Source organism: Paenibacillus sp. 10L310, assembly GCF_056395745.1.
The window spans coordinates 150,968-167,125 of sequence record NZ_JBFTKC010000006.1 but is presented as its reverse complement, the minus strand read 5'-3'; the positions used below and the strand labels follow the sequence as shown (position 1 = coordinate 167,125).

Genomic DNA, 16,158 nt, shown 5'->3' with positions numbered 1-16,158 from the left:
TTTTGCAGTTAACATAGCCCTTATTATGTCAGCTATGCTAATTTTTATTGAGTTTAGAACCAGTCATCCTTCATGCCATTGTCGCCTGTCGGATTCGTTACCACAGAAGTTTCACCGGCGTGCAGTGTGATCGTTTCAGTTTGTTCCACCGCTTGATCCACCCATTCTGACAGATGGCTCATTGTTGATTCTATTTTATCCACAATTCGAAGATTTGGATTGGTTGAAGGTGACTTTGGCACAAAGAGAGTACAGCAATCCTCATATGGCAAAATAGAAATGTCATACGTTCCGATCTGTTTGGACAGGGTAATGATCTCCTGTTTATCCATCATAACCAGTGGTCGCAACAGTGGCAGATCCGTCGCACGACCAATGACATTCATACTCGGAAGAGTCTGACTCGCTACTTGGCCCAGGCTATCCCCGGTGATCAGTGCTAATGCCCGCTCACGCTCAGCAAGTTTGGATGCAATTCGCAGCATTGAACGTCGCATCAGCGTAATAATCAGATTATCCTGACCCAGCTGGGTAAATGCCGTTTGGATCTCCGTAAATGGAACCAGATGCAGCTTGATTGTTCCTGCATGATCAGCAAGGGCACGGGCCAAATCAATGACTTTCTCTTTGGCGCGCTCGCTTGTGAACGGGTAACTGTAAAAATGTACACATTCCACTTCAAGTCCACGGCGCATGGAAGACCAGGCTGCCACCGGGCTGTCTATTCCACCTGATAGCAGTACCATTGCTTTGCCATTCGTGCCCAGCGGAAACCCGCCGACTGCCGGAATGGTTTCGTTGAAAATATAGGTACCCTGATCCCGAATTTCCACTCGCAGTTCAATATCAGGTTGACGAACATCAACACTTAATTGCTGAAACTTCCGAAGGATCGGGGAACCGACCAAATGGTTCATTTCATGGGAAGAGTTCGGGAACTCCTTCCATACCCGCCTTACATTTACCTTAAATGTGGTGCCTTCCTTGAATTCGTCTTCCCTTTCGTCCATAAACGCAACTGCTGTTTTCACAATCTCATCAAGCTCGGATGGAGTAACTTTAACCGGACTAATCGACATCACACCGAATACCCGCTTCAGCACCTTAATCAGTTCAGTATGTGATTCACCGCCAAGATCCACATAGACACGGCCATATTCTTTGCGAAGGCTCGCTCCTGGATAAGGTTTAAGCAAAGCTTTCACCTGTGTAATGATCGTTTTCTCAAATCGGGCACGATTTTTCCCTTTTAACATAAACTCTCCGAAACGGAGAAGTAGCATATCATATTTCATATCCATTACATCCGCCTTTCGAGGGGCCGCAACTGCGCCACCATCTGATGTAAAGCCTGTTCAAGCAAGGCTACATCTTCTTCTGTATGTTCATCTCCAAGACTAATACGCAATCCGCCACCAGCACAAGCTGCATTTCTGCCCATCGCAAGTAATGCCCGACTCGGTTCAGCCGAGCGCGAAGAACAGGCAGATTGGGTCGATATGGTTACGCCAAGTTGCTCCAAGGTGTGCAGCGCCACTTCTGCCTTCATCCCGGGATAGGAGAAGTGTACAATATGAGGTGCACCCTCTGGGCTACTGTTCAATTCAAATTCAGGAATAACACGTATTGTTTCCATCAATCGATCACGGAGCACCGTTGTACGCCGTGCAAAATCAACCTGATCTTCTGCTGCCATTCGTATGGCCTTTGCCATGCCTACCAGCAAGGCCACGTTTTCTGTGCCTGCTCTTAGGCCCTGCTCCTGTGAGCCTCCTGACAATAGTGGCGTAAGCTCCACTCCACTTCGAACATACAGGAGACCTGCTCCCTTCGGTCCACGAATTTTGTGAGCAGACAGACTGTACAGATCTGCACCCCAATCGGCAGGTCTCGCCTCCATTTTCCCAAAGCCCTGAACACCATCCACATGGAAAAGCACGCGTGGTGCTTTCTTTTTGAGCTGTTTACCGATCTCTGCAATCGGATGGATGGCACCTGTTTCATTGTTTACATGCATCAGACTCACAAGCACCGTATCCGGTCTGATCGCGTCTACAACCTGTTGAGCGTCTACCACACCATCGGAATTCACGGGAACTAATGTCACTTCCCATCCCCACTGCTGCAATTGCATAAAACTTTCGTACACCGAGGCATGCTCGGTAGCCGTAGTGATGATGTGTCTGCCTCGTGACTGATAACGTAATGCCGCACCTTTTATCGCAAGATTGTTACTCTCTGTCGCACCGGAAGTAAATACAATCTCTTCAGGCTTAACGCCGATTGCCGTAGCGCATCCAGATCGAGCACGACGCAGCAACTGATCGGCACGCTCTCCATACCCATGGATGGAGGACGGATTACCGAATTGTGTCTCCATAATTTCGGCCATCGTACGAATCACATCAGGATGGGGAGGTGTGGTTGCAGCATAATCAAAATATTTCAAATGAGGTTAGACCTCCCTTATCTCTTCGTTCTTGAACCTACAGTGAGCATTGTAACACGATACCCATACAACACAAAAAGACCAACCGGGAACAGGCGTTTCAAGCGTTTCTGCTCCCACATTTGATCTCATCCTGCCTATCATGTGTTTTCACAACTGTCTATCTGTGAGTTTAGATCACATATTTCGACTGTGCCTTCTCCACCTTGGAGATATAATTCTGAGTTTCGGAAGGCAGACGGTTAAGTACACTCATAAGTTCGCTATCACTCGACACGCCCAGACGTGAAACACGGCCCGGTCCTGCATTATACGCGGCAAGTGCCATCTTCACTTCTCCACCGAAACGCTGGAGCTGAAGGGAAAGATACTTCGTACCCGCATCAATGTTCTGGGCAGGATCAAATGAATTACTCACACCCAGCCCTGCAGCCGTGCCATCCATTAATTGCATGAGCCCTTTGGCACCGGCAGAGGACACCACATTTGGGTTAAAATTGGACTCTGTGTCAATGACGGCCTTGATCAATGATTCAGGAACACCGTATTTGGCACTTGCCTCGGCAATCAAAGATTCATAATCCGTAGGTACAGATGCACCGGAATCCACGATTCCTGTATTGGATGAAGATAATAAAGACTCAACGATGTTATTGGAGACAGAGGACGATCTTGCCGTATTTATATCCGGATTGTACGTGCTTCCGAGTTGCAGCCACAACAGACCATCACTGGATCTTTTGGAGACCGTCGCGGTGGAATCTGTATTGCTCGTCGTATTGGCACCCGTACCTAACAGCCCGTCCATCACATTGGCGAAATCCACTGTTGAACCAGCATCCGATTGTGATCCACTGGTTTGGTTATTCACATTGGACAATTGCAGTTCCAACAACTGCCGCGATCCGTTTGGATCAATCTGCATGAGATATACCCACTCCCGTATAATTTAAGCGTATTATGACCTTATTCTACATCGTTTTACAGCAAGGTTCCATTGTTTTCAAAAAAATATATGAATCTCTCCACATAACCTGCGCATATACGAAAAAAACCTTCTGTAGTTCACCGCATTTGAGTGAGAACAGAAGGCTTTTGAATGAATCATTTTACACGTTAGCGAGCGAATGGAATCATGAAAAAATAACTCAGCGTAGCTACAACACCCAGTCCAATGGACCAGGCTCCCGCTGTCTTACGACCATTCACATAGGCATAGTAACCCAGTACGGCTGCGGCCGGTCCAAGTACGATTGACCACATGAACAAAGACGCGATCCCGAAGGCAAGTCCCATGTAACCCGCAACCTTGCCTGTTGATTCCATGACCCGGTCTGCCTCATGCTTCTCAGGTACAGGCTCTGCCCGTTCGGTACCTCCAGTTCTTACGACAGTCGGAGGAGCGAACTCTGCCCCGTATTCTTCCCGATGTGCTTTTCTGGGATAATCGACGCGCATACGCTGTTTTTCACCGTCAACATTGATTTTAGGGCGATCCTGAAAATTAAACTTATTATCGTCATTTTTCATTGGGAAGCACCTCCGTTATGAATAGGGATGACTGCTCACTTCGGTTTGAACGTGTGACAGCATGTTGCAGAGGATGTACGTGCATGATCATGGTGATCGGAGTCAAATGTCTCACCGGCAAATTCCTCATGCAGACGACGGGTGGCGTGTTGGTCGATGTCAATCATGATGGCATCAGCGTGGCAGAAGTTGTTCTCTCCCCAAAAGTTGCAGTTGGAGACGCTGCATTTGACAATTGGTTTGTCTTGGCTCATTTTTTTATCACCTCGACTACTATTGTCTCCCCGCCACAAACGTGATATTCCCCGTCAAAATGCCAGATGATGACATGATTACACCTCGTCTGATTCTCACTAAAATCACAAAAAAACCGCCACAAGGGCGGTTTCGTCCAATTTCATATTCAGGTTTAAACGTTAATTAGGCGTGATTCCGTTGATTTTGCATACGGCGCTGAGTCAGGTAATCACTTTCATAATATGCCAGATCATCGCGCAATTCTTCGTACGTTTTGGAAACCTCAAGAATGACATCCCGTACTGCACGGATTGGCTTGTCACGGAAACGAATGGCATCTTGTCCTGTGTAAGCGTATCTTCCGTCTTCGGAATAACATTCATTTTTGGGATAGAAAAAGCTGTTTACGCATTGGTGATACGTATTATAAAGAGCCTTTTCGGCAAAATCGACATCAAAGTTGGCACGACGCAGCACAACGCCAAGTTTTTCGTAAGAAACTTCAGAAAAAACGAGCAAATGACGGAGATCTGAAAGAAATCCTTTGTAGAAGGCTGTTGATTCTTCCGTCTGATTCTGATCCAGTTCAGGCAAAGCATTCTCATTCAAAAAATTTTCAATCCGATCGATAGCCGGTTTTAACTTTTCCCTAGTTGACTCACATGTTTTCTGTACATTGGCTGCTGACATAAAGGTAGCTCCCCCTTAAATAAGTCCTTACATATAGGTCGGCCAACGGTGGTTTTCCCCTGACCTTTGAATTCTCAGCTATAATCCTACCATAAAAAGATGACGAGCGGTATCCCTTAATCATGCTTTCCGCTTCTGCCGTTAAACATGCCTATTATACGCAGTTAGACTCGAACCCGCCTGCATAAAAATATCCGCTTTTTCTAACGATAGATATAACCAGTGACAACGACGAAGCACTGTTAATGATTGTTCAAAATGAACGAAGGAGGTTCCATCCACCATGTCCAGACCGAAATGGATTAACTGGGCCCTTGCAGCTGGTGCAGGAGCACTCGCTCTGACGCTCCTGCTTCCAACATCCAATCGTCCCGAACCTAAGCCAGGTGCCCTGTCTGACTCTGCTCATGAGGAGCACACGAGTAAGCATCGTCTGAAAGTGCAGGATGTCAAAGCAACCGATCTTCTGACCCGTATGGATGCCAAGCAACATCTCAGTATCATGCTGGAGAAAACCGCCACAATGAATGCTGCTCAGGTTAGCCGATATGTGAATGATCTCCAAAGTTCACATGAACATATCAGATCCATTCATCTGATGAATACCAATGGCTCATTTAACAAGCCCTTTGATCACGCCTCCACACAAGGAAGCAAGTTGGAACAACAGAAGCTTCAACATTCGCTCAACCTTGCCAAAAAAGCGGTAAACAAACGTCAAAGTTTTGAATCCTCTTCTTTTCCTTTGGGAAAAGAAAAATACTTTGTTATGGGGCAACCCTCCAAAGATGGCAAAAGAGCTGTAATTGCCTTGTTCAGTCAGAACGTATTAAATGCTGTTGAACAACATCAGCGCAAAAATCTGCGCATGATCCCTTATCCGCGTGAGGGTAAATTCAAAATTGAGTCTGTTCACCCGGATACGCTTAACGAAATCACAGTAAAAACTGGACATGATAATGCAAATGCCAGTCATTTTTATGAAAATGAAATCGTCATCCGTTTTCGCCAAGATCCCGGTGAACGGGATCTGCGTATCATTAAATCCGATCTGAGAGCGCAATCTGCGCGCAAGCTGGGATACACGTATGTTTTTCGGTCAGAACACATGAGTTACAAACAATTGCATAGTTATTTCGATAGCAAATGGAATCCACTCTATATGGAGCCCCACTATATGTATTTAACCAATGATACTGTAACTGAACAAACAGATGTAACGATACCCAATGACATTTTGTTCTCCGATTATCAGTGGAACCTGCCTGCGATTGAGACAAACAGAGGTTGGAATATTACCAAGGGAAACAAAGATGTCATCGTAGCAGTAGTTGATACGGGGGTTGATATGAATCATCCTGACCTGAAGGGCAAGCTCCTTGAGGGTTATAATGTGGTCGAGCCGGGAAGCCAACCGATGGATGATGTGGGACATGGAACACACGTCGCAGGCATTATCGGCGCTATTGTCAACAATAACGAAGGCGTGGCAGGCATGAGCTGGTATAACAAGGTACTCCCGGTTAAAGTACTCGACAACTCAGGTTCTGGTACCACATATGCCGTTGCCGAAGGCATCATCTGGGCAGCCGATCATGGAGCCAAAGTTATCAACATGAGTCTAGGCAATTATGCTGATGCGCAATTTCTTCATGATGCCATTAAATACGCTTTTGACCGGGATATCGTCCTGATTGCAGCTACGGGGAACGATAATACCGAGCGTCCAGGATACCCTGCTGCTTATCCGGAAGTATTTGCCGTATCTGCTACGGACCCGGATATGAGCAAAGCTTCCTATTCCAACTACGGGGACTATGTGGATGTGATGGCTCCGGGGTCCAGTATCGCCAGTACCTATCCAAACAATCAGTATGCAGCCTTGTCTGGAACGTCCATGGCTAGCCCTCATGTAGCCGCACTTGCAGGTTTGATTCGTTCGTTGAACCCGGATTTGACCAACACGGAAGTGATGGATTTGATGCGCCAAAGTGTTATTGACCTCGGTGATCCGGGTCACGATAAATATTGCGGCTATGGTCAAATCGATGTCTATAAGGCACTGCAAGCCGCATCAGGCAACAGCGCTCCTTTGCAGTTCTGGCCACAACATGTCAGACAACAAATGGATAATACGATGAAAAAGTATACGCAGTAAGCGTAATGAGGATAATCTGTAAAAAACACAAAAGCAGCTGCGCCCCGGGGCGTACGCTGCTCTTTTTGGTTTATATCCAATTCCCCGGGGCACCCGCTGCGATTAGCGTTTGCGAGAAGTTGTGCGGGCTTTGCTTGATTTTTTCACGGATTTTTTCTTCGGATTATGGCTGGATACATAACAAGGATCTTCTTCTTTGACAACAACAGGATACATGTGGTGATGAATCGGAACACAGTGATGTTTTTTGATCACTTCAATCGGGTGGATTACAGGCACGATTTGTGGGATGTAATAATCCTCAACAACCTGGATCGGGTCACAGACAATCGGGCAAAGCGGTGGACAGTAATGGTTCATTTCAAAACCAACTCCCTTTCTGGTGATACTATAACCTATTGCAACAGATCGAAAGTGGATTGGATGTATGTCCATAGTCCGAAAAATTATATGAGCGGTAGCCTGTCCGCCACTGTCCCACCCTGCCCAGGTGTTACTCTGTCAATGACTTGGCACAGTACACGAAGTCCTTCACACAAAAGCTCAACGTTTGTTACCGTGAAGCAGATACGCAGACTTGGTGTATCCATCTCCCCTACATAACAGGCGGAACCGGGGAGGAAAGAGACCCCTGCAGCAAGTGACTGATGATGCAACTCACGCATATCCAAGTTACTCGGAAGTTGGAGCCACAGATTGAGTCCTCCCTCTGGCAAGCGCCATTGCATGCCCATAGTAGCATGCTCTTCCAGCACTTCAGATGCTGCACACAAGCGAGAATACAATTCATCCCTCAATCGGGATACATAGGCACCGTACTGATTCTGAATGAAAGATTGCAGTGCCTTTTGTGTAAGCAGCGGACTCCCCAGATCCGCCGTAGATTTCGCGGCCACAAGCCGGGTCAATACACTTCCGTCTGCGATGGCGCAGGCTATACGGCAACCGGGAGACAACACCTTGCTGAAGCTTTTGATATATACGACATGACCTGTCCCATCCATCGATTTAATTGAGGCCGGGGGAGGGTCCCGAAAATAAAGATCTGCAAACGGATCGTCCTCCAGAATGAGGCAGTGGTAACTTTGCGCGAGATTAAGAAGTTGTGCTCGTCTTCTTGCGCTCATCGTGATACCTGTTGGATTGTGATAGGTCGGGATCGTATAGATCAGCTTGGGTGGATAGGTATCACATAATCGGGTCAACAGATCAATACGCATGCCTTCGTCATCCATCGGGACCGTAATGATCTTCGCGCCTCTACTCGTAAATACATCAATGGCTCCGGTATAGCTTGGTGCCTCCATGTATACAACATCCCCAGGTCCGACAAAAGTTCGTGCCACAAGATCGATCCCCTGCTGAGCACCACTTGTAATTAACATGCGTTCAGGTGCAGCCTGTAGTCCACGCTCGGCAAAGTGTTCGGCCAAGATCTGTCTAAGCTCCCGATCCCCCTGAAAAGATCCGTAAGCTGCCATACGCTCTGTATGATCAGAGGAGAGTCGGTAGGCGCTGTCGATAATCTCTCGTGTAGGCAACAGTTCAGGCTGAATCGCTGACATATGAAGTTCATACCGCACTTGAGGTGACGTATCAAAATGTCTCCAGAGCTGGGCTCGCGGTAAATAATCCACCAGTGCCATCTGCCAATTCCATGACGTACTGGATTCACTGTTGGCATTGTTTCGTTGCGTTCGGTCCACATCCTCCATCTGATCCACGTTCAATGTACCTCTCACATAACAACCTTTCCCCTGGGAGCAGGTGATCAATTGAATCGCTTCAAGTTCAGCATACGCTTTGGATACAGTGACCAGGCTGACACCCAAATCCGCGGTCATTTTGCGAACAGAAGGAAGTCGGGTTCCGGGTTCAATGAGTCCTGATCTGATGCGATCGGCAATCGTTAGCGCAATCTGCACGTACAATTTGGTACTGCTTCCCCGCTTTAATTCAATATGCATATGTGCTCCCCCAACTGTTATGATCTTCATTTTACTGTTATAGTGTAGTCCGTCTATTATAGTTTATAATATCAGTATAACAGTGAATAACAGGAGATGAGAATAACATGAGTATCCCTTGGTCCAAAATGGCACAAAACACCCCGTCCTCTGTCGTTCGCGACATGCTCCAGGCCGCTCAGGCACCTGGAATGATCTCTCTAGCCGGTGGATTACCAGCCCAGACTTCATTCCCGCTGGAAGCCATACGCGTTGCATATGAAAAAGTATTTATGAGCGGAGCAGCCGCTCTTCAATATGCGGAGACTGAGGGTTACCGTCCTCTTCGCGCCAAAATCGCCGAACGTCTTGAATCCAAGGGCATTCCCGCTTCACCCGATCACATGCTTCTCACTACGGGTTCACAGCAATCCATTGACTTGGTTTGCCGCATCCTTCTCGACCCAGGTGACCGCGTATTGGTTGAATCACCAACCTACCTCGCTGCTCTGCAAGTCATTCATTCCTATCAGGCTGAATCTCACGGCGTAGCCTGTGATGATCACGGCATGTTGCCTGAATCTCTGGAGGAACAGCTCCAGTTGCATCGTCCAAAACTTGTCTATATTAATCCCACGTTCTCCAATCCTACGGGAAAAGTATGGTCGCGAGAAAGAAGACAGCAGGCTGTGGATCTGTGCCGCAAGTATGGTGTACTCATTCTGGAAGATGATCCCTATGGTGAAATTCGGTTTAATCCGGAGCAATTGGATGTCCCTGCTCTCGCAGAACTGGATGCAGTATCCTATGACGGCCCTTCCAACGTTATCTACACCAGTACATTCTCCAAAACGGTAGCACCTGGCCTTCGTACGGGCTGGATACTGGCTGCCCCCGATATTGTCAAAATGGCAGCACGAGCCAAACAAGGTGCTGACTTGCACTCCAGCAGCATTGACCAAAGAGCGCTTCATGCACTACTTGAATCTTTCGATCTGGATGCGCATATCCGCCATATTTCAGAGGATTACGAACAACGCATGAAAACACTGACTACTCTTATGGCAGCCAAAGCTTGGGAAGGTATCTCGTGGAATTCACCTCAAGGTGGCATGTTCTTGTGGCTGCAATTGCCTGAAGGCATGCTTGCAAGCAATCTGTTCACTTATGGAATCCAGGAGAAAGTGTGCATTGTCCCTGGTGATTCCTTCTATGCAGGTACACCAGAGTTAAACCGCATGCGGATCAACTTTACTCATACGGACCCTGAGCTCCTTCCGGAAGCCGTGGAAAGAATGGATCGCGCCATCCAACGTTGGCATGCTTCCTTAACATCGGACAGTGTTGTTACACTGTAATGAACTGTCATAAACGTTTGACTATTCCATTAGCATATGAAGATTAATAACTTGATATGAGAAACAAAAATAAGGCGGCAGGCCCGAGAATATCGGAACTGCCGCCTTATTTTTATAGAACCTGTTATCAACAGGAGTTAAGTTTTTTTAGATGTTCATGGGTCCTTCTGATCAGTCAGGCCATCGGATAATTCATACGAGTTGTCCTCGACTGATAGGTGGACTACATTGTGTTGCAATAGTGTTGTTGTTGCAGTTAGGAAAGCTTACCGTAAGCCGGGTTCTGTGCTCTTCGTGGTTCATACGGGAACTACCCTCCCACCAGAAGCGACAATCATCTATCTAGGCCATACATTGCTGCACAGCTCAAGCGACCAACCTAGACACACCTCGGGCTAAGGTTGCCTCCTCCGAAGAGGCGGCTGTGTCCCATTAGGTCTTGCTCCAGATGGGGTTTACCAGGAACGAAGTCACCAGCGTTCCTCGGGGTCTCTTACACCTCGGTTCCATCCTTGCCTGTGCCGGAAAATCCGGCCATCGGCGGTCCATTTCTGTGGCACTATCCTTCAACTCGCGCTGACTGGACGTTATCCAGCATCCTGCCCTGTGGAGCCCGGACTTTCCTCTCGTAGCAACAAAGGCCACCAGCGATTGTCTGTCAAGCTTTCCGAACAACATTACATAGTATACAGGCATTTAGGTTCCCAGACAAGCTTAATATTACTGGGAGCTGCACAGCAACGATCTTTTTAGATAAACTGGAATACTTCCGTATTTACCTCTGAAGCTGTAACTTGCGTATCATATCGTTTCTCTTCCAAACGGGAACGAAGCCAATCCGCTGTTTTTGGTTTCATAATCTTCTCGGAATTATGTCCCGGGTCGATGATACACATACCTGCCATTAACGCATCATGAGCCGTGTGGTAATCGATATCTCCAGTCACAATAACATCCGCACCTTTGAAGCGGGCAGTGAGCGCGTAACGGCTGCCAGATCCGCTAAGAACCGCTGCTTTTTTGATCTGCTTGTTCAGATCTCCTACTACCCGCACATGAGGCACATTGAATTGGGTCTTCACGACCTCCACTAGCTCACCTAATGTCTTAGGATCCCTAAGGGGTCCCAAGCGTCCCAGACCGAGCGTACGGCCCTTTAAATCCATTGCATAGAGGTCATAGGCCACTTCCTCATACGGATGAGCCTTAAGCATCGCCTGAACGACCTTACTTCTCAGACTTTGGGGTACGATGGTCTCAATACGCATTTCTTCCACACGTTCCATCTGCCCTTGGGTACCGATAAACGGTTGAGTCCCTTCACCAGGTACAAATGTTCCTGTACCTTCCGTGTTAAAGCTGCACTTGTTGTATTGACCGATACTCCCCGCTCCGGCTTCCAGAATGGCCTGAAGAACCTGTTCATGATGGGTACGAGGCACAAAGACAGCCAGCTTGTACAGATGATCTGTGTGTACATCTTCCAGCGATTCTTTACTCTCGATGCCAAGTGCATCGGCCATCCAGTCATTCATCCCACCCTCGGCCACATCCAGGTTTGTATGACTGATATAGACAGCAATATCATGCTTAATCAGCTTTTCATACAATTTACCCATAGGTGTATCTGTACTCAGTGACTTAACCGGACGGAAAATGATCGCGTGATGAGCGATAATCAGGTTGGCACCGATACGAATCGCTTCGTCCACCACCTCATCCGTCACGTCCAAAGCTACTAACACGTGACGGATTTCTTTTTGCAAACTGCCAAGCTGGAGACCAATGCGGTCATCCGGTACAGCCAGATGTTTGGGAGCGAGTTGCTCCATCAGTTGAATTACAGTTTGACCTTTGGCAAACATGCCAAAACCTCCTTCAAGTTTGCGATAAGACGCTCTACCTCAGCCGCCTTGTCCCGGGAAGAATCCTGATCGGATTTGGAGATGGAGTTAACAACCCCTTGCAGTTTGACGATCTCACTTTCCCATTTGGAAAAAAATACATCCGTCGGTCGATCAACCAAATAAGGCCCCATCCGTAGTAGCAAATCTTCCGTCAATTCTGTCCCGCCTTGAAGCGGACGTGCACGATACACCTCTACATTGGCAATCGGGCTTACAGATTGTGGCATCGCCGTTATAATCTCATAAATCTTGCCATCTTCTTCGAGCAACTGTTCTGCTACAACCACCCAGTGATGCTCCAGTAACCAGCGTCTGAGGATATCCTCACCCACATTTGGTTGCAAAATAAGTAACTGGACTCCTTCCAGTTTGGATAAACCTCTATCCAAAATAGAAGCAATCAAGGCACCGCCCATGCCTGCGATGGTGATGACATCCACTTCACCCGCAGAGATCACATCAAGACCGTCTCCACGACGCACCGTGATTTTTTCTTTCAAGCCAGCATCGCTGACTTGTTTGCATGCAGCATCATGAGGGCCAGGATTGACTTCCCCGGCTACTGCACTTGCAGCTTTCCCACTGCGGATTGCGGCTACTGGCAGCAACGCGTGGTCTGAACCGATATCAGCCATCCGGCTGCCATCGGGAATTTGATCATGTATTCGCTGTAATCGATTCGAAAGTTTCATGAAGCACCTACACCATTCATTTAATTTATTGATTTGCATTGAACAAGGAAAAGCGATAAAATAAAATCCAATAAAACATTTCAAGGATGAATTTCCAAAACCAAGAAATCAAGACGTTTAAATTAAAAATAAAGGAGACCCCGCCGCCGCTAAAGCGTCTTGCGGAAAGTCTCCCATAGTTCGATTATTCGAGGAAATCCTTGAGTCGTTTACTACGACTCGGGTGACGCAACTTACGAAGAGCCTTAGCTTCGATCTGACGAATACGCTCACGCGTAACACCAAATACCTTGCCGACTTCCTCCAGCGTTCTCGTCCGTCCATCGTCCAGACCAAAACGTAGACGAAGCACGTTCTCTTCACGTTCAGTCAATGTATCCAATACATCTTCGAGCTGTTCTTTCAGCAACTCATACGCAGCAGCATCCGCCGGAGCAAGTGCTTCCTGATCCTCAATGAAGTCACCCAGATGGGAATCATCTTCCTCACCAATCGGTGTTTCCAGAGAAACCGGTTCCTGTGCAATCTTCGTAATTTCACGAACTTTCTCTACACTCAGATCCATCTCAGCAGCGATTTCTTCTGGTGTCGGTTCACGCCCAAGTTCTTGCAACAGCTGACGGGATACCCGGATCAGCTTATTAATCGTCTCCACCATGTGCACAGGGATACGAATGGTACGCGCTTGGTCAGCAATAGCACGAGTGATCGCTTGGCGAATCCACCATGTTGCATACGTACTGAACTTGTATCCTTTTTTGTGGTCGAACTTCTCAACCGCTTTGATCAGACCCATATTACCTTCCTGAATCAAATCAAGGAACAACATTCCACGTCCAACGTAACGCTTGGCGATACTGACAACGAGTCGTAAGTTAGCTTCAGCCAGACGACGCTTGGCTTCTTCATCCCCGTTCTCAATCCGTTTAGCCAGTTGTACTTCATCATCTGCCGACAACAGTGGCACACGACCAATTTCCTTGAGGTACATACGGACAGGGTCATTGATTTTGATACCTGGCGGCAAGCTCAGATCATCATCAAAGTGGAATTCGTCCTCTCCCTCTCTGGTGTTGTTCTCGGAATCTTCACTAGGACGAAGTGTAACCTCTTCATTATTTTCATTCACTACATCGATACCCAGATCGCTCAGTTGCTCATAGAACTCATCCATTTGCTCTGCATCCTGCTCAAAAGGAGAGAGTTTCTCTATAATTTCCTTGTAATTCAGCGAAGCTCTTTTCTTACCTGATTCAATCAATTGATCTTTAACCTGATCCAGTGTCAATTCTGTTTCTAGTTCAGTATGCTGATCATTCGCCATAATTCGACTCCCTCCTCCCTAGAAACATCTAATCATCAGACGTTCACTGTCTCTCTAGGGCAATCATTTCAATTGCAATCTGTGCCGCGCGTACAGAATCACCTGCCCGCTCTGCAGCAATCATTTCTTCTTTTTTCAAATCGTACTCTTTCTTACGCGGATGCTTCAGCACTTCCCTGATGCAATCATCGAGCATTTGAATACTCCATTCACCTGGACCATCCATCATCGAGATTGAACTGACCGTTTTTTCCAGACGATCGTCATGCAGTGAAGACATAAAACGGCTTGTATCCGACGGTTTGCCTTGCGCATAGTAGGCATATAGATAAGCAGCAATAGCTGCATGATCATCCAAGTTAAAAGCTTCACCAAGATGCTCATTCACGTACTGGGCAGCCTCATCATCCTGCAACATCCAGGCAATCAGTTTGCGTTCGGCAGCGTGATAAGCCGGCAACAGATTGGGTGTAGGCACCTGCCTATTTTGTTGCCTACCATTATTCCACCTTTTCGGGTTATTATCCCCAAACTGGAGGTTATTTTTCATCGCCTCCCGTTCTTCATTACACTCCTGCTTCAATGTTTCGAACGATACGTCCACTTCTGCAGCCAGTTCACGAAGATACACTTCCCTTTCTGTTGGAGAAGGTAAGGGTGCAATCAACTTTACTGCTTCTTTCGAATAGGCGATTTGTCCGCCACCCTCTAGCAGTATATGGCTTTTTTTTAAGTTTATAAGTTTAAATTTTGTAGTTGTCACGGCACCGTCCACAATCTGGTTTCGGAACCGTTCACCACCATGCTTCCGGATAAAATCATCCGGGTCAAGTCCCTCGGGAATGAGAGCCACTTTGACCTGCAATCCAGCTTCCTCAAGAATAGGGAAGTTTTTGAGTGCAGCAGCCTGTCCTGCTCTGTCGCCGTCATAACATATGATGACTTCGTCGCACATCCCTTTGAGCATCAGTGCCTGATTCTCGGTTAACGCAGTGCCCATTGCCGCTACACCATTCTGGATATCCTGGTCCCATGCGGAGATGACATCACCATATCCCTCGAACAAAATGGCTTGTCTTTGTTTGCGAATTGCATTCTTGGCATGATGCAGATTATAGAGAACACGGCTTTTGTTAAATAACCGGGTTTCCGGTGAATTTAGATACTTCGGTTGCCCATCTCCCAATATGCGTCCTGCAAATGCAATCGGCTTACCGCTCCTGCCATTAATCGGGAACATAATCCGGTCTCGGAATCGATCCACATATCCCTGACCTTCATTTCGGGGTGACAGAAGTCCACCCTTTTCCATCTCTTCGAGTGGATAGTTACGTTTCTCAAGAAATTGTACCAGTGTGTCCCAACGATTTGGTGCGAAACCAATCTGGAACTGGTCAATCAACTTGTCGCCAAAACCTCTTGAGCGTAAATACTCCATGGCTGACTTGCCGTGCTCTGTATTTTTCAACAAAAAATGATACAGCTTCGCGGTAAGCTCATAAGCCTCCAACAGACGTTCTGTCTCCGGATTCACATGAGCAGATTCACGCCCTTGCCAGTCCCCCATAGAGATGTGACTTTCTTCCGCCATCGTTTTGACAGCCTCGGGAAAGGATAACCCTTCGATTTCCATCCTGAATTTGATGGCATTTCCGCCCGTGCCGCAACCGTAGCAGTAGAAAATTTGTTTCTCAGGTGTAACGGTGAACGAAGGCGTCTTCTCGGAATGAAAAGGACAGAGGCCTTTCATATACTTCCCCTGTTTGGTCAGATGCACAAATCGGCTCACCGTATCGACAATATCATTCTGCTGTAACACCGATTCAATAATACTTTCGGGTATACCGCCTTGTCCGGTACTCATCTC

General features: G+C 47.2%; 14 protein-coding genes and 1 other RNA gene. 2 read left to right on the top strand and 13 right to left on the bottom strand.

Features of this window, described 5'->3' with window-relative positions; translation table 11 throughout:
- Positions 1–53: 53 nt before the first annotated feature.
- From thiI to AC1DE7_RS16085, 6 genes are all read right to left on the bottom strand, one after another.
- A complete protein-coding gene (thiI, locus tag AC1DE7_RS16110; protein ID WP_036615288.1) occupies positions 54–1,295 on the bottom strand; it encodes a tRNA uracil 4-sulfurtransferase ThiI in 1,242 nt (413 codons plus the stop codon).
- 5 nt (positions 1,296–1,300) lie between these two features.
- A complete protein-coding gene (locus tag AC1DE7_RS16105) occupies positions 1,301–2,449 on the bottom strand; it encodes a cysteine desulfurase family protein (RefSeq protein ID WP_477534793.1) in 1,149 nt (382 codons plus the stop codon).
- A gap of 172 nt (positions 2,450–2,621) precedes the next feature.
- The gene (locus AC1DE7_RS16100; RefSeq protein ID WP_340984625.1) at positions 2,622–3,374 is read right to left on the bottom strand and encodes a lytic transglycosylase domain-containing protein; all 753 of its coding nucleotides are present in this window, start codon (positions 3,372–3,374) and stop codon (positions 2,622–2,624) included.
- Positions 3,375–3,565: 191 nt separating this feature from the next.
- Positions 3,566–3,979: a hypothetical protein gene (locus AC1DE7_RS16095; RefSeq protein ID WP_477534792.1), complete on the bottom strand. Its 414-nt coding sequence runs from the start codon at positions 3,977–3,979 to the stop codon at positions 3,566–3,568.
- Positions 3,980–4,014: 35 nt separating this feature from the next.
- Positions 4,015–4,233 (bottom strand): DUF1540 domain-containing protein, encoded by a 219-nt coding sequence (locus tag AC1DE7_RS16090; RefSeq protein ID WP_074095869.1) that lies wholly within the window; start codon positions 4,231–4,233, stop codon positions 4,015–4,017.
- 166 nt (positions 4,234–4,399) lie between these two features.
- A complete protein-coding gene (locus tag AC1DE7_RS16085; RefSeq protein ID WP_017687263.1) occupies positions 4,400–4,906 on the bottom strand; it encodes a YpuI family protein in 507 nt (168 codons plus the stop codon).
- A gap of 283 nt (positions 4,907–5,189) precedes the next feature.
- Between AC1DE7_RS16085 and AC1DE7_RS16080 the strand changes: the two genes are divergently transcribed.
- Positions 5,190–7,064: a S8 family peptidase gene (locus tag AC1DE7_RS16080; protein ID WP_477534791.1), complete on the top strand. Its 1,875-nt coding sequence runs from the start codon at positions 5,190–5,192 to the stop codon at positions 7,062–7,064.
- A 102-nt stretch (positions 7,065–7,166) separates the two neighbouring features.
- On the opposite strand, the gene AC1DE7_RS16075 is transcribed toward AC1DE7_RS16080, so the two are convergent.
- Positions 7,167–7,424, bottom strand: a complete 258-nt coding sequence (locus AC1DE7_RS16075; RefSeq protein WP_036615016.1) for a hypothetical protein — start codon at positions 7,422–7,424, stop codon at positions 7,167–7,169.
- An 86-nt stretch (positions 7,425–7,510) separates the two neighbouring features.
- Positions 7,511–9,031, bottom strand: coding sequence for a MocR-like pyridoxine biosynthesis transcription factor PdxR (gene pdxR, locus AC1DE7_RS16070; protein WP_036615019.1), 1,521 nt, complete (start codon positions 9,029–9,031; stop codon positions 7,511–7,513).
- 107 nt (positions 9,032–9,138) lie between these two features.
- Here pdxR and AC1DE7_RS16065 point away from each other — a divergent pair, with 107 nt between their 5' ends.
- Positions 9,139–10,368: an aminotransferase-like domain-containing protein gene (locus AC1DE7_RS16065; protein ID WP_036615022.1), complete on the top strand. Its 1,230-nt coding sequence runs from the start codon at positions 9,139–9,141 to the stop codon at positions 10,366–10,368.
- Between the two features lie 257 nt (positions 10,369–10,625).
- Here the strand turns inward: AC1DE7_RS16065 and rnpB are convergent.
- The 5 genes from rnpB to dnaG all read right to left on the bottom strand — a co-directional run bounded on the left by rnpB (position 10,626) and on the right by dnaG (position 16,155).
- An RNA gene (gene rnpB / locus AC1DE7_RS16060) (RNase P RNA component class A) lies at positions 10,626–11,035 on the bottom strand.
- Positions 11,036–11,117: 82 nt separating this feature from the next.
- Positions 11,118–12,233: a Nif3-like dinuclear metal center hexameric protein gene (locus AC1DE7_RS16055; RefSeq protein WP_477534790.1), complete on the bottom strand. Its 1,116-nt coding sequence runs from the start codon at positions 12,231–12,233 to the stop codon at positions 11,118–11,120.
- On the bottom strand, positions 12,209–12,967 hold the full coding sequence (locus AC1DE7_RS16050; RefSeq protein WP_477534789.1) for a tRNA (adenine(22)-N(1))-methyltransferase: 759 nt from the start codon (positions 12,965–12,967) through the stop codon (positions 12,209–12,211). Before AC1DE7_RS16050 ends, AC1DE7_RS16055 begins: the two co-directional genes overlap by 25 nt.
- Positions 12,968–13,151: 184 nt before the next feature.
- Positions 13,152–14,291 (bottom strand): RNA polymerase sigma factor RpoD, encoded by a 1,140-nt coding sequence (rpoD, locus tag AC1DE7_RS16045; RefSeq protein WP_017687256.1) that lies wholly within the window; start codon positions 14,289–14,291, stop codon positions 13,152–13,154.
- Between the two features lie 43 nt (positions 14,292–14,334).
- The gene (gene dnaG, locus AC1DE7_RS16040) at positions 14,335–16,155 is read right to left on the bottom strand and encodes a DNA primase (protein ID WP_036615029.1); all 1,821 of its coding nucleotides are present in this window, start codon (positions 16,153–16,155) and stop codon (positions 14,335–14,337) included.
- Positions 16,156–16,158: the final 3 nt, after the last annotated feature.

What these genes read in the sequence shown, in the direction of transcription:
- AC1DE7_RS16075 (WP_036615016.1), bottom strand. Translation starts at nt 7,424, where the DNA reads ATGAACCATTACTGTCCACCGCTTTGCCCGATTGTCTGTGACCCGATC.
- AC1DE7_RS16055 (WP_477534790.1), bottom strand. Translation starts at nt 12,233, where the DNA reads ATGTTTGCCAAAGGTCAAACTGTAATTCAACTGATGGAGCAACTCGCT.
- AC1DE7_RS16085 (WP_017687263.1), bottom strand. Translation starts at nt 4,906, where the DNA reads ATGTCAGCAGCCAATGTACAGAAAACATGTGAGTCAACTAGGGAAAAG.
- AC1DE7_RS16095 (WP_477534792.1), bottom strand. Translation starts at nt 3,979, where the DNA reads ATGAAAAATGACGATAATAAGTTTAATTTTCAGGATCGCCCTAAAATC.
- dnaG (WP_036615029.1), bottom strand. Translation starts at nt 16,155, where the DNA reads ATGAGTACCGGACAAGGCGGTATACCCGAAAGTATTATTGAATCGGTG.
- AC1DE7_RS16090 (WP_074095869.1), bottom strand. Translation starts at nt 4,233, where the DNA reads ATGAGCCAAGACAAACCAATTGTCAAATGCAGCGTCTCCAACTGCAAC.
- pdxR (WP_036615019.1), bottom strand. Translation starts at nt 9,031, where the DNA reads ATGCATATTGAATTAAAGCGGGGAAGCAGTACCAAATTGTACGTGCAG.
- AC1DE7_RS16050 (WP_477534789.1), bottom strand. Translation starts at nt 12,967, where the DNA reads ATGAAACTTTCGAATCGATTACAGCGAATACATGATCAAATTCCCGAT.
- AC1DE7_RS16080 (WP_477534791.1), top strand. Translation starts at nt 5,190, where the DNA reads ATGTCCAGACCGAAATGGATTAACTGGGCCCTTGCAGCTGGTGCAGGA.
- rpoD (WP_017687256.1), bottom strand. Translation starts at nt 14,291, where the DNA reads ATGGCGAATGATCAGCATACTGAACTAGAAACAGAATTGACACTGGAT.
- AC1DE7_RS16100 (WP_340984625.1), bottom strand. Translation starts at nt 3,374, where the DNA reads ATGCAGATTGATCCAAACGGATCGCGGCAGTTGTTGGAACTGCAATTG.
- thiI (WP_036615288.1), bottom strand. Translation starts at nt 1,295, where the DNA reads ATGAAATATGATATGCTACTTCTCCGTTTCGGAGAGTTTATGTTAAAA.
- AC1DE7_RS16065 (WP_036615022.1), top strand. Translation starts at nt 9,139, where the DNA reads ATGAGTATCCCTTGGTCCAAAATGGCACAAAACACCCCGTCCTCTGTC.